Here is a 12,936-nt window from a genome sequence, read left to right as displayed (position 1 = left end):
TTTGAGCTTGCGAAGCTGGGGAGGGCGCCCCCATATTGGCGTCATGTTCAACCTCATCTCCCTCTTCATCGGCGCGGTGAGCCTGGTGCTCGCGCTGGTCGCGTTCATCCCGCTGCTCGGCTGGGCGAACTGGTTCATCATTCCGCTGGCCGTGATCGGCCTCGTCATTGGCCTGTTCTCGAGCCACACCAGCGGTCGCAACCTCAACATCGTCGTCGTCGCGATCGGCGTGCTGCGGCTGATGCTGGGCGGCGGGATATTATAGGGCGGCCGGACGTTGCCGCCGGCATGACCCATCGGATGATTCTTACCCCCATCGCGCTTGCGCTCGCTCTCGCCGCCTGCGGCAAGCCGGCCAGCAAGGATGAGAGCGGGCCGCCGCCGGTCGCGACGGTCGTCAATGCCGGTGACAGTCCGGCCAACGAGGCATCCGCGCTGTCCGGCAGACCCGATTCGGCCGTGCCGGACGCGACCCCGAGCGCGGCAGACACGGCGGCGGCAGCCGACGCGGCATCCGCGGTCGCCGCGCCCGATACGGCGGCTGCGTCGCTGCCCGAGATGCCGGCGAAACCCGATTCCGCTCAGGCGGCAGCTACCGTCGTCGAGACCTATTATGCGTTGCTCGAGCAGGGCAAATATCGGGAAGCCTGGGCGCTATGGGGGGACGGCGGCAAACGCAGCGGCAAGACGCAGATGCAGTTCGCTGCCGGTTTCGCCTCGACTGCAGAGACCCATGCCGAGGTCGGCGCGCCCGGTGATCCGGAGGGCGCGGCAGGATCGATCTTCGTGGAAGTGCCGGTGACGGTGAGGGCGACGCTCAAGGACGGCACCGCGCAGCGCTTCACCGGAAGCTACACGCTGCGTCGGGTGAACGACGTGCCGGGGTCGACCGCCGAGCAGCGCCGCTGGCATATCGATGCCGCCAAGCTGAAACCGGTGCCCGCAGCATAGGTGCGATCATTTCAGCCGTGAAATCGGCCCGCAACATGGCGGAGCCAAATGGTCGTCAGCCGCCCATCAGCCCCCTCTGGCGGCCCCAAATGCAGGGCGCGCATCTCCCTTGATGCGCGCCCTGTTTGTTTGTGCCGGCGCGCGATAGGATCGGCGGCATGCAAGACGATGCGCAGGCGATCATCGCGCGGCTTGGCCTCGCGCCTCATCCAGAAGGCGGATGGTATCGCGAGACGTGGCGCGCCGATGCGCCGGCTGGCGTGCGCGCCAGCGCGACGGCGATCCTCTTCCTGCTCGAATCCGGCCAAAAATCGCACTGGCACCGCGTCGATGCGGCGGAACTTTGGCTTTGGCATGCGGGCAGCCCGCTGCTCCTGAAGACGTGGGACGAAGCGGCTCCCCCGCATATGGTGCGGCTGGGCGGCGACGTACTGGCTGGCGAGACGCCGCAGCATCTCATCCATCCCGGCGAATGGCAGGCGGCGGTGGCGGATCGGGATTGGACGCTGGTATCCTGCATCGTCAGCCCAGGTTTCGAATTCGCTGGTTTCAGCCTGGCGCCGGAGGGGTGGCAGCCAGCTCGCGCAATAGGGGCAGACGTCGCTAAGGGAGGGCGGTGAGCGACCTTCCGATCCATGCCGTCCTTCCCGATCTGCTTGCCGCCCTGCGTGGCGGGAGCAATGCCGTTCTCGTGGCGCCTCCCGGCGCCGGCAAGACGACGGCGGTGGCGCCGGCCTTACTGGCCGAACCCTGGTGCGATGGGCAGATCCTGCTCCTGTCGCCGCGCCGGCTCGCAGCGCGGGCGGCGGCCGAGCGGATGGCAGCGCTGGCCGGCGAGCCGGTGGGCGGCCGGATCGGCTATGCCACGCGGCTCGACAGCCGCCAGTCGCGGGAGACCCGCATATTGGTGCTGACCGAGGGCATCTTCCGCAACCGGATCCAGGCCGATCCCGAGCTGCCGGGCGTTTCGGCCGTGCTGTTCGACGAGGTGCACGAGCGCAGTCTGGACAGCGATTTCGGTCTCGCCCTCGCGCTCGACGCAAAGGCCGCGCTACGTCCGGAGCTCCGCCTCGTCGCCATGTCCGCGACGCTCGACGGCGTACGTTTCGGCGCGCTGATGGGCGGCGCGCCGACGATCGAGAGCGAAGGACGCAGCCATCCGATCGACATCCGCTATCTCGGCCGATCGGCCGAGCAGCGCATCGAGGATGCAATGGCGGCGTCGATACGGCGGGCACTGGCCGAAGCCGATGGGGGGCTGCTCGCTTTCCTGCCCGGCGTCGCGGAGATCGAGCGAACGGCCGAGCGGCTGGCCGGATTGCCGGCCGACATCGCGCTTCACCGCCTGCACGGCACGCTGGATCCCGCCGAGCAGCGCGCCGCGATTGCGCCTGCCGCGGCGGGCATGCGCAAGATCGTGCTGGCGACGAGCATCGCCGAGACCAGTCTGACGCTCGACGGGGTGCGCATCGTCGTCGATTCGGGGCTCGCCCGCCGTCCGCGCTATGATCGTGCGGCGGGGATGACCCGGCTGGTCACGGAGCGGGTGAGCCAAGCTGCCGCCACGCAACGTGCCGGCCGTGCCGGCCGCCAGGCGCCCGGGACCGTGTACCGGTTGTGGGAGGAGGCCGCGACGGCAGGCTTGCCGCGCTTCGATCCGCCGGAGATCATGGAGGCGGATCTGTCCGCCCTGCTGCTCGACTGTGCGATCTGGGGCGTCGGCGATCCCGCGACGCTCGCCTGGCTCGATCCGCCGCCGCCGGCTGCGCTGGCCGAGGCACGGGCGCGCCTCGCGGCGCTCGGCGCGCTCGATGCAGATGGGCGGCCGACGGCGCATGGCCGCGCGATCGCCGGGTTGCCGCTGCCGCCCCGGCTGGGCCACATGATGCTCGCCGCAAGGGAGCGGGGCTGGCTGCGCGGCGCGGCGGAGGTCGCGGTGCTGCTGTCGGAGCGCGGGCTTGGCGGCAACGACGCGGACATCGAGCTTCGGCTGCGGCGCTGGCGGGGCGAACGCGGCAAGCGGGCGGAGGCTGCGCGCGGGCTCGCGCGGCGCTGGGAGCGCATGGCCGCCGGCCCGGTGGGCGAGCGGCCGCGGAACGAGGATGCAGCGATCGGTGCCTGCGTGGCGCTGGCTTTCCCCGATCGCATCTCGCGCCGCCGCGGCGCCTCGGGCGAGGACTGGCTGTCGGTCGGCGGGCGCGGTTTCCGGCTGGATCCGCTTTCGCCGCTTGCACGCGAGGACTGGCTGGCCGTTGCGGAGATCCAGGGCGCGGCATCCGGAGCCCGCATCCTTTCCGCCGCACCGATCGACCAGGCGGCGATCGAGCAGCTTTTCGCCGATCGCATCGAGACGCTGCGCAGCATCCGCTTCGATGCGGCAACCGGCGGCGTCGAGGCGCGGCGCGAACGGCGGCTCGGCTCTGTTCGGCTCGGCGGAGGGCCGGACGATCGGCCCGACCCGGCGGCGATCGCGGAGGCCCTGCTGGAGGGGGTGCGCAAACATGGCCTCGGGCTGCTGCCCTGGCCGGACTCGGCTGCGGCGCTACGCGCCCGCATGGCCTTTGCGGCGAGCCACGGCTTTGCCGGAGATTTTGGCGACGAGGCGCTGCTGGGCGATCTCGACGAGTGGCTGCCGCCGTTGCTGGAGGGCAAGCGACGGCTCGGCGACATCGCGCCGGGCGCGTTGATCGGTGCGCTGGATGCGCGGCTGGGCTGGGATGGCCGCCACACGCTCGATCGTATCGCGCCGGCCGAGTTCGCCTCGCCCTATGGCAGCCGCCATGCGATCGACTATGCGGCGGAGGGCGGCCCGGCGGTGGAACTGCGCGTGCAGGCGCTGTTCGGCCTCACCCGCCATCCGACGATCGCGGACGGGCGCGTGCCGCTCGTGCTGCGGCTGACTTCGCCCGCCGGCCGGCCGATCCAGACGACGCGCGATCTGCCCGGCTTCTGGGCTGGAAGCTGGGCGGCCGTGGCGAAGGAGATGCGCGGCCGCTATCCGCGTCACCCCTGGCCCGACGATCCCGCCGCCGCCGATCCGACGCTCCGCACCAAGAAAGCGGATGCCCGCATGGCCGGCAAGGCTTGACGAATCCCGAGCCGGCGCGCAATTCCGCACCTGCTAACAGCGAGGGTTTCATGACGGCGGCGCGCATCTACCAGCGGGTCAAGAACAGCATGCAGTCGGGCCGTGCCCGCACCGGCCAGTGGCTGCTCGAATATGAGCCCGCCGAGCCGAAGCAGCCCGATCCGCTGACCGGCTGGGCCGGCTCGGGCGACACGCTGGGCCAGGTCCGGCTGAGCTTTCCGACGCTGGATGCCGCCAGGGCCTATGCCACGCGCGAAGGCCTGGAGGCGACGGTGATCCCTGCGCCGCAGCGCACGCTGAAGCTCCAGGCTTACGCGGACAACTTCAAATAAGGCGGGCCTATCCTCCCCCGCAGGAGAGGATTTGGAAGGTCACGCCAGCAGCAGCGGACCGAGCAGCGTCAGCAATTTCACGTCCATCACCACGCCTTCGGTGCGCTTGGCGGCTATGAAATCGGCAATGCCGGAGACGGGCACGCGGTGGACGACGATATTCTCGCCATCGACGCCGCCGCCCTCGCTCACTTTCTCCAATTGGGTGGCCTTCATCAGCGTGAAGGTCTCGGATACCATGCCCGGTGACGAGGCGAAGGCGCCGATCACCTCGATCCGGCCGGCGCGATAGCCGGTTTCCTCCTCCAGCTCGCGTGCCGCGGCGAGCTCGGTATCCTCATTGTCGGTCTCGTCGCCGACGAGGCCCGCCGGCAGTTCCAGCGTGTGCGTCTTCAACGGCACCCGAAACTGCTCGACGAGGAGGACGTGCCGTCCGTCCGGCGCATCGTCGATCGCCAGCAGCACCGCCGCCTTTATGCCGCGCGCGCGCCCGACATATTCCCATTTGCCTTCCCGATAGGCCGCGATGAAGCGACCTTCCCACATCGTCTCGATCGTTTCGCTCACAGCACTATCAGCCTGTCTGGAAGTTCGTTGGTGTCGTCTGCCGATCTCGGCAGATGTTCGGCCAATACACGGCCTACGCGTTCGACTGCGGCTGCCATACCCTCACCCGGGCGACCGGCACGGATGCCCTCGATCAGCGCGGCCATCGCCTCGCCCCAGCTTTCCGGCGTGACCTTGCCGTGCAGCGCCGCGTCGGCGATGATCTCGGCCCGGTGCTCGGCAAGCGAGAGATAGAGGAGCACGCCCGTCCGGCCCACCGTGCGCCGTTCGGTGCCCACCTTGAAGCAGGCGACGGCGCGCTGGCGCACGCGATGCGCCTTCACCGCGCCGGGCGTCAGCGCGATGCGCAGCGGCATCCAGCCGAGGATCAGCCGGGCGACGAGGAATTTCAGCGCCAGCACGGCGAACAGCATCGCCAGCAGCTCGCGCGGCGTCCACACCGGATGCCAGCCTGGCCAGAGCCGGTCGACCAGGCCAAGATAGAAATCCGGCCAGCCTGCGATCACCGCCAGCGCCAGGAACATCACCAGCGTCGCCCAGAGCAGCGCGACGTCGCGATAGGCGTCCGATGAGGCGGTGATGATGGTGACGATCTCGCCGTCGGTATCGGCTTCCGCGCGCGTGACGGCTTCCGTCACGCGCTGGATCTCGCCTTCCGTGAACCGCACGCTCACCATCCGCCCGATGCGCCCCCGCCGCCGAAAGAGCCGCCACCGCCGGAGAAGCCACCGCCGTCGCCACCGCCCCAACCGCCGCCGCCGCCACTCCAGCCGCTGCCACCTCCCCAGCCGCCGCCGGAGCCCGGGCCCCAGAGGATGATCGGGCCGCCGCCATAGCGTTGGCCTCCCGCCCTGCGGCGCAGCATCGACAGGACGATCACTGCCAGCACGATGCCCCAGAAGATCAACGAAAAGGGGATATCGCCGCCGCGCTCCTGCTGTGCCTTGTCGACCATCGCCTTGGCGCGCGCTTGCGCCTGGTCGGGCGGCAGCTTGATAAGGCCGCTCAGCGCGTCGACCGCGGCGTTGATGCCGCCGGCCATGTCGCCGGCTTTGAACGCGGGCACGATCTGGCTGTTGATGATCACGCTGGAGAGGGCGTCGGTGACGACCGGTTCCAGCCCATAACCCACCTCGATCCGCACGCGCCGGTCCTTGGGCGCGACGATCAGGATCAGGCCGTCGTTGAGTCCCTTCTGGCCGATCGCCCAGCTGCGGCCGAGCCGATAGCCATAATCCTCGATCGGATAGCCCTGGAGATCAGCGATGGTCGCGACGACGAGCTGGTGTCCGCTCTGCTTCTCCTGCGCCTGCAGCCTGGCATCCAGCGCCGCGCGCTGCTCGGGCGTCAGGATATTGGCCTGGTCGACGACATGTCCGGTCAGCGGGGGGAAAGTCTGCGCCTGCGCCGGCAGCACGGCACAAAAGCAGAGGAGGAGCAGCAGCGGCCAGAAGAGGCCGGTGCGTGCATGCAGGCTGCCGAGCGGCATGGCCCTGGCCTCAGAAGCTCACCGTCGGCGCGGTCTGTGCGGCCGTCGAGGCCTGGAAGGTCGCCATCGGTTTTGCGCCGTAGAAGACCTTGGCGCCGATCGCATCGGGGAAGGTGCGGATGCGCGTGTTATAGGCCTGCACCGCCTCGTTATAGTCCTTGATCGAAATGTTGATCCGGTTCTCCGTTCCCTCGAGCTGGGACTGCAGCGCCAGGAAATTGGCGTTGGATTTCAGCTCCGGATAATTTTCCTGGACGACAAGCAGCCGGCCGAGCGCCTGGCTGAGCTCGCCCTGCGCGGCTCCGAATTGCTGCAGCTTGGACGGATCCTTGAGATCGTCGGCGGACACGTTGATCGAGGTCGCCTTTGCACGCGCCTCGGTCACACCGGTCAGCACCGATTTCTCCTGCGCGGCATACCCCTTCACGGTTGCCACCAAATTCGGGATCAGGTCGGCCCGGCGCTGATAGTCGGCCTGCACGTTTGCCCACTTCGCCTTGGCGGTTTCCTCCGCGGTCGGAACGCTGTTGAGGCCGCAGGCGCTGAGCGACAGCGCGGCGAGGGGGGCGAGGAGGAACGCGCGGCGGGCAGACATGAAGTCACTCCGAGTGGCTGTTGGTCGCGCAGAGATAGGCGAGGGCACAGCCTATCGCAATCGCCCCCCGAAATGGTTAAGCATGGATTTGCGGGGAGTGACGGCAGCGGAGAAACGCTTATGTTCAAGGAATTCAAGGCTTTCATCAATCGAGGCAACGTCCTCGATCTCGCCGTCGCGGTGATCATCGGCGCTGCTTTCGGCAAGATCGTGAGTTCCCTGACCGACGACATCATCATGCCGATCATCGGCAAGATCTTCGGCGGTCTCGATTTTTCCAGCTATTTCGTCGCGATGGGGCCCATTCCCGCCAATCTCGCAGGATCGACCGACTATGCGGCGCTCAAGAAGGCGGGCGTGCCGCTGTTCGGCTATGGCGAGTTCATCACCCAAGCCGTGAATTTCCTGATCATCGCCTTCATCATCTTCCTGCTCGTCCGCGCGGTGAATCGCGCGATACCCAAGGAAGAGCCGAAGCCTGCCCAGCCGGCGCCCGAGCCCGCCGATGTCGTGCTGCTGCGCGAGATTCGCGACGAGCTCAAGAAGCGGGGATAATTATGTCCCTCATCCCGGCCTCGTCGGGATGAGGGACGATTGAGGCTCACTCCGCCTTCGCCAGGCCGGGGCGAAGGCTGTCGAGATCGTGCGAACCGCCCTTCTCCAGCGCGCGTCGATAGGCGGGCCGCTGCTGCATCAGCGAAAGATAGCGCAGCAGCGCCGGCCGATCGCCGAGCAACCCCTGCAGCGAAGCGGATTCGACGATGAAGGTCGCCTGTATGTCCGCGCCGGTGAGGTCGTCTCCCACGACGAAGTCGCGTCCCGCCATCTCGCTTTCCATGAAGCCGAAATGCTTGTCGATCTCGCCGTGCACGCGGGGATGCAGCGGCTTCCCCGCTTCGCCCAGCATGCCGACATAGATGCCGAGGATGAAAGGCAGCGTCACCGATCCTTCGATCATGTGCATCCATTGCAGATAGCGGACCCAATCGTCGCTGCCGACCGGCGGGCGGAGCCTCCCGCTGCCATGCACCTCGATCACATATTCGATGATTGCGCCGGATTCTGCGATTACCCGGTCGCCGTCGGTGATGGTCGGCGATTTGCCCAGTCCGTGCAGCCGCTGATAGTCCGGTGGCGCGAACAGCCGCTCATGCCGCTCATAATGTTTCACTGCATAAGGCAGGCCCAGTTCCTCCATGAGCCAGAGGATGCGGTGCGAGCGCGAATTGTGCAGGTGGTGGATGGTGATCATGGCCGGGACCCCTCACATGGCTTGCCGAACGATAGGGAAGGGCAGGACCTATTGTCAGCGACGCGATGGTGCCAAGTTGACGGTTGGGGCCGCAAGCGGCGGCGCAGCGGCCCTTTCCATTCGCGCGACAGCCCCTATATTGGCCGGTGCCGGATTCGTCCGGCTATGGCGATAAATGATGCCGCGTTTCGACGCAGCGGACCCGGGGGCGGTACCCGGCGGCTCCACCAGAAACCCCCTTTCAGGGGGCTCCTGACGGGGCCGAACTAGGATCGACGTGTGGACGGGATCGGTATTTTTGCCCGGGCTGAGTAACCCGTTAAAGGCTCAAAACCACAAGTGCCAACGATAACGAGGCGCTCGCGATTGCCGCGTAACTGAGTCCTAACGGACGACGTTACTAGGCTTAAGCGCGGTTCGGGCCGCACCGGGCAACAGAAGCGGATTCCGGCGGTACGGGGAGCACCGAGCAACAGAAGCTCCCCACTTAGAGCGGTTCGCTATGCGATCTCATGGGATCGGCTGCTCTGCCCCCGTTCGATATCGCGCTAGTCGAGCCAGCGGTGATCCCGGCCGCTGTGAAATCGCTTTGCCATCGATTGGCGGAGCATGCCGTTATCCGGCTTCGGTCTCGCCGCGCCGCCGGATGCGCCATGCTGCGCACAAAAGCTGAGTTCGGTTCATCGCAAATTCTGGAACCTCAGCGGATTCGGGGGGTTACACGCTCCGGCTCTGCCCTGTTCCGGGGCCGAGGCGCTTTATCGCAATCAGGGGTTAGGTGATGAAAACATTGATGAAAGTTGCGGCAGTCGCCGGCTTCATTGCGCTCGCGGCTTGCGGCAAGAGCGATCAGACGCCCGGCGAGAATGTCGCTGATCAGTATAGCAACGTCGCTGATTCCTATGATGCGGCTGCGAGCAACACGACCAACGACAATGCGTCCGATGCGCTGTCGAACACGGCGGACGCGATCCGTTCGCAGGGTGAGAATGCCGGCGACGCGATCGACAACGGCTCGGTGCCGGCGCCCGCCAACTCCATGTAATCGCCTGAATCCCTTCGGGTCGAGTTGAAGGCCGCGCGCTTTTGGAAGCGCGCGGCCTTGTCATGCGGGCAGCAGGATGCGGGCTACCGTGCGTTGTTCGGCACGGCCGATCTCGAAGCTGCCGCCCAGCTGCCGGGCGAAGGTGGAGGCGATGCGCAGGCCCAGGCTGTTCGAGCTCGCAAGATCGAATCCCTCGGGCAGGCCGCGCCCGTCATCCTCCACGCAGAGCTCCACGTCGCCCTGAGCCGGCCGTCGCGCGAGGCGAATGTCGATCCGTCCATTCGCGCGGTCCGAAAGGCCATGCTCCAGCGCGTTGGCAACCGCCTCTGCAACGATGAGCGCCACCGGAATCGCCGCATCGGGATCGAGGGTGATATCCTCCTCCACCGCGACATGGCAGCGTATGCCCGGCTTTCCACCGACATCGATCAGATCCGCGCCGAGCTGGCTCAGGAAGGCTGCCATGCCGAGCCGTCCGCCATTGGGATCATGAAGCTGGCGATGCAGCTTGCCGATCAGTGTCAGTCGCCGCGCGGCCTCGTCCAGCGCGCCACGGGCGCGGTCATCGGTGACGTCGCGCTTCTGCAGCGCGAGCAATGCCGCCACGACCTGGAGATTGTTGGACACGCGATGCTGCAGCTCGCGGAACAGCAGCTCGCGCTGGTCGATCAGCTGACGGCTGCGTTCGCGTTCGTCGACCAGCCAGCGATTCGATCGCTGCATCCAATGGATGAGGGCGATGTCGATCGCGACCACGAAGGCGTAGAAGCAGAGCGACAGCAAAGTGCCGGGAGAGAGCGAAAAGCTGTAGAAGGGGGGAATGAACACGTACCAGGCGAGCAGTCCGCATAGCAGCCCCGCCAGGATGCCGGCGTGGCGACCGAACAGGAAAGTCGTGAAGATCACCGCGGGGAAGAAGCCGACATAGGGATAACCCTGCGGCAGCGAATGATCGACGACGAGTCTCAGCGCGAAGGCGATGACGGAAAATAGTACCGCAGCGACATAGCCGACCCAAGGCCGGTTCTGCATGAGCGGGAGCTTCTCGAAGAATCGCTGACTGCGCAGGTCCATGTCTCAAGCGTAACAAAGCTGATCGACAATGCGAGGCGCGGCATTGATCGAACGAGAAACGATAAAAGAAAAAGGGGCCGATTGGGCCCCTTTTCCGGTAAAGCGATTGATCCGACCGATCAGTCGTCGTCGCGCGTCAGGAAAGCCGGCGCGAAATCGGGCTCGGGGCCTTCATCCTTGCCCGCGTCCCGATTGCCTTCGCCCCGTTCACGGCGGGGGCCGCGGTCGCCGCGATCCCGGCGCGGACCTCGATCGCCATCGCGGCGGGGGCCGCGATCGCCACGGTCACCACGATCGCCGCGCGGGCCACGATCACCGCCCTCGCGCGGTTCGCGCGGTGGACGGGTGTCGGGCAGCTCCTCGCCGGTCTCCTGGTCGACGACGCGCATCGACAGGCGGACTTTGCCGCGATTGTCGATCTCGAGGACCTTGACCTTCACTTCCTGCCCTTCGGACACGACGTCCTTCGGGCTGGCGACGCGCTCATTCTTCATCTCGGAGACGTGGACGAGGCCGTCCTTGCCGCCCATGAAGTTCACGAAGGCGCCGAAATCGACGATGTTGACCACCTTGCCGGTGTAGATCTTGCCCACCTCGGCCTCGGCGACGATGCCGATGATCCAGTTCTTCGCGGCCTCGATCTTGTCGAGGTCGGACGAGCTGATCTTCACCGTGCCGTCGTCGTCGATATCGACCTTGGCGCCGGTGGTGGCGACGATCTCGCGGATCACCTTGCCGCCGGTGCCGATCACGTCGCGGATCTTCTCCTTGGGCACGCTCATCGTCTCGATGCGCGGCGCGTGCGCCGACAGCTCGGTACGGGTGTGATCCAGCGCCTTCGCCATCTCGCCGAGGATATGGGCACGGCCCTCATGCGCCTGGGTCAGCGCCACGCGCATGATCTCCTCGGTGATGCCGGCGATCTTGATGTCCATCTGAAGGCTGGTGATGCCCTCGCTGGTGCCGGCCACCTTGAAGTCCATGTCGCCGAGATGGTCCTCGTCGCCGAGGATGTCGGAGATCACGGCGAAATCCTTGCCTTCGAGGATCAGGCCCATCGCGATGCCCGACACCGGCCGCTTGATCGGCACGCCGGCGTCCATGAGGGCAAGGCTGCCGCCGCACACCGTGGCCATCGACGAGGAGCCGTTGGACTCGGTGATGTCGCTGGTCAGGCGGATCGTGTAGGGGAACTCTTCCTTGGTCGGCAGCACGCCATGCAGCGCACGCCACGCCAGCTTGCCATGACCCACCTCGCGGCGGCCCGGCGCGCCGAAGCGGCCCACTTCACCGACCGAATAGGGCGGGAAGTTGTAGTGCAGCATGAAATGCTCATAGTGGAGGCCGGTCAATCCGTCGATCATCTGCTCGGCGTCCTTGGTGCCGAGCGTGCAGGTCGCGATCGTCTGGGTCTCGCCGCGGGTGAACAGCGCCGAGCCATGGGCACGCGGCAGGAAGTGCGCCTCCGCCACGATCGGGCGTACGGTCTTCGTGTCGCGGCCGTCGATACGGCGGCCTTCCTTGAGGATCGCGGTGCGGACGATCTCGGCCTCGAGCTTCTTGACGAGCTTGATGGCGACCATCTGCTCCTGCGGGCTCTTCTCGGCCATCGCGGCCTTGGCCTTGGCCCGCGCTTCGTTGAGCGCGTTGGCGCGGTCCGACTTGTTGGTGAGCTTGTAGGCGGCGGCGATATCCTTGCCGACGAGCTTCTTCAGCTCGGCCTTCACCGCGCTGGTGTCCTCGCCCTGCTTCAGCTCCCACGGATCCTTGGCAGCCTTTTCGGCGAGCTTGATGATCGCGCCGATCACCTCCTGGCTCGCCTTGTGGGCAAACATGACGGCGCCGAGCATGACCTCTTCCGACAGCTCCTTGGCTTCGGATTCGACCATCATCACCGCGTCCTGGGTGGCGGCGACGACGAGATCGAGCTCGCCAGCATCCACTTCGGCGTCGGTCGGGTTGAGCTGATACTCGCCGTCCTTGTAGCCGACGCGGGCGGCGCCGATCGGGCCCATGAAAGGCACGCCGGAGATGGTGAGCGCGGCGGAGGCGGCGACCATCGCGAGGATGTCCGGCTCATTCTCGCCGTCATAGCTCAGCACCTGGGCGATGACGTTGATCTCGTTGTAGAAGCCCTCCGGGAAGAGCGGGCGGATCGGGCGGTCGATGAGGCGGGAGACCAGCGTCTCCTTCTCGGTCGCGCCGCGCTCGCGCTTGAAGAAGCCGCCCGGGATGCGGCCGGCGGCCGAATATTTCTCCTGATAGTGCACGGTCAGCGGGAAGAAGTCCTGGCCTTCCTTCACCGAGCGCGCGGCGGTCACCGCGCAGAGCACCACCGTCTCGCCGAGCGTCGCGAGCACCGCGCCGTCGGCCTGCCGGGCAACGCGGCCCGTTTCCAGCGTGAGCGTCTTGCCGCCCCACTGGATTTCCACTTTCTTCATGTCGAACATATCATTTCCTTTACCGGACGCCCTATGCGTCCGGGGCCTGTGTGAGGCGGCTCCCCGTGGAGCCGCCGGTGACGGGACCATCCGCCCGTCGTC

The 12,936-nt window shown here is 66.9% G+C and carries 14 protein-coding genes and 1 other RNA gene; 8 read left to right on the top strand and 7 right to left on the bottom strand.

Features of this window, described 5'->3' with window-relative positions; all coding sequences use genetic code 11:
• Nucleotides 1-43: 43 nt before the first annotated feature.
• From GQY20_RS09075 to GQY20_RS09055, 5 genes are all read left to right on the top strand, one after another.
• On the top strand, nucleotides 44-265 hold the full coding sequence (locus GQY20_RS09075) for a hypothetical protein (RefSeq protein WP_157216717.1): 222 nt from the start codon (nucleotides 44-46) through the stop codon (nucleotides 263-265).
• 35 nt (nucleotides 266-300) lie between these two features.
• Nucleotides 301-951: a hypothetical protein gene (locus GQY20_RS09070; RefSeq protein ID WP_157216716.1), complete on the top strand. Its 651-nt coding sequence runs from the start codon at nucleotides 301-303 to the stop codon at nucleotides 949-951.
• 158 nt (nucleotides 952-1,109) lie between these two features.
• On the top strand, nucleotides 1,110-1,571 hold the full coding sequence (locus GQY20_RS09065) for a cupin domain-containing protein (protein WP_157216715.1): 462 nt from the start codon (nucleotides 1,110-1,112) through the stop codon (nucleotides 1,569-1,571).
• Nucleotides 1,568-4,039, top strand: a complete 2,472-nt coding sequence (gene hrpB / locus GQY20_RS09060; protein ID WP_157216714.1) for an ATP-dependent helicase HrpB — start codon at nucleotides 1,568-1,570, stop codon at nucleotides 4,037-4,039. Before GQY20_RS09065 ends, hrpB begins: the two co-directional genes overlap by 4 nt.
• 50 nt (nucleotides 4,040-4,089) lie before the next feature.
• Nucleotides 4,090-4,371 carry an ETC complex I subunit gene (locus tag GQY20_RS09055; RefSeq protein WP_157216713.1) on the top strand — a complete coding sequence of 94 codons (282 nt, stop codon included), beginning with the start codon at nucleotides 4,090-4,092 and terminating at the stop codon, nucleotides 4,369-4,371.
• Between the two features lie 39 nt (nucleotides 4,372-4,410).
• Here GQY20_RS09055 and GQY20_RS09050 read toward each other — a convergent pair whose 3' ends face one another.
• From GQY20_RS09050 to GQY20_RS09035, 4 genes are read right to left on the bottom strand one after another with little or no spacing between them, the layout of a single operon-like run.
• Nucleotides 4,411-4,917: an NUDIX hydrolase gene (locus GQY20_RS09050; protein ID WP_157216835.1), complete on the bottom strand. Its 507-nt coding sequence runs from the start codon at nucleotides 4,915-4,917 to the stop codon at nucleotides 4,411-4,413.
• 17 nt (nucleotides 4,918-4,934) lie between these two features.
• Nucleotides 4,935-5,615: a TPM domain-containing protein gene (locus GQY20_RS09045; protein ID WP_157216712.1), complete on the bottom strand. Its 681-nt coding sequence runs from the start codon at nucleotides 5,613-5,615 to the stop codon at nucleotides 4,935-4,937.
• A complete protein-coding gene (locus GQY20_RS09040; protein WP_157216711.1) occupies nucleotides 5,609-6,427 on the bottom strand; it encodes a TPM domain-containing protein in 819 nt (272 codons plus the stop codon). Before GQY20_RS09040 ends, GQY20_RS09045 begins: the two co-directional genes overlap by 7 nt.
• Before the next feature lie 10 nt (nucleotides 6,428-6,437).
• Complete coding sequence (locus GQY20_RS09035; protein WP_157216710.1) at nucleotides 6,438-7,022, bottom strand: LemA family protein; 585 nt, start codon at nucleotides 7,020-7,022, stop codon at nucleotides 6,438-6,440.
• A gap of 120 nt (nucleotides 7,023-7,142) precedes the next feature.
• Between GQY20_RS09035 and mscL the strand changes: the two genes are divergently transcribed.
• Complete coding sequence (mscL, locus tag GQY20_RS09030) at nucleotides 7,143-7,577, top strand: large conductance mechanosensitive channel protein MscL (RefSeq protein ID WP_157216709.1); 435 nt, start codon at nucleotides 7,143-7,145, stop codon at nucleotides 7,575-7,577.
• A gap of 46 nt (nucleotides 7,578-7,623) precedes the next feature.
• Here the strand turns inward: mscL and GQY20_RS09025 are convergent, their stop codons facing one another.
• Nucleotides 7,624-8,274, bottom strand: a complete 651-nt coding sequence (locus GQY20_RS09025; protein ID WP_157216708.1) for a glutathione S-transferase family protein — start codon at nucleotides 8,272-8,274, stop codon at nucleotides 7,624-7,626.
• A 109-nt stretch (nucleotides 8,275-8,383) separates the two neighbouring features.
• On the opposite strand from GQY20_RS09025, the gene ssrA reads away from it, so the two are divergent.
• Nucleotides 8,384-8,723, top strand: a transfer-messenger RNA (tmRNA) gene (gene ssrA, locus GQY20_RS09020).
• Between the two features lie 344 nt (nucleotides 8,724-9,067).
• The gene (locus GQY20_RS09015) at nucleotides 9,068-9,319 is read left to right on the top strand and encodes a hypothetical protein (protein ID WP_157216707.1); all 252 of its coding nucleotides are present in this window, start codon (nucleotides 9,068-9,070) and stop codon (nucleotides 9,317-9,319) included.
• Nucleotides 9,320-9,379: 60 nt separating this feature from the next.
• Here the strand turns inward: GQY20_RS09015 and GQY20_RS09010 are convergent, their stop codons facing one another.
• Together GQY20_RS09010 and pnp are read right to left on the bottom strand one after the other, a co-directional pair.
• Nucleotides 9,380-10,351 carry a sensor histidine kinase gene (locus GQY20_RS09010; RefSeq protein ID WP_232475969.1) on the bottom strand — a complete coding sequence of 324 codons (972 nt, stop codon included), beginning with the start codon at nucleotides 10,349-10,351 and terminating at the stop codon, nucleotides 9,380-9,382.
• A gap of 161 nt (nucleotides 10,352-10,512) precedes the next feature.
• Entirely contained in the window at nucleotides 10,513-12,843 is a 2,331-nt protein-coding gene (gene pnp, locus GQY20_RS09005; RefSeq protein WP_157216705.1) for a polyribonucleotide nucleotidyltransferase, read from the bottom strand.
• Nucleotides 12,844-12,936 lie beyond the last annotated feature (93 nt).

This window comes from Flavisphingomonas formosensis (assembly GCF_009755815.1).
Classification (GTDB): Bacteria; Pseudomonadota; Alphaproteobacteria; order Sphingomonadales; family Sphingomonadaceae; genus Flavisphingomonas; species Flavisphingomonas formosensis.
The sequence above is the reverse complement of the archived record's forward strand: the minus strand, read 5'-3'. Positions and strand labels throughout refer to the sequence as shown.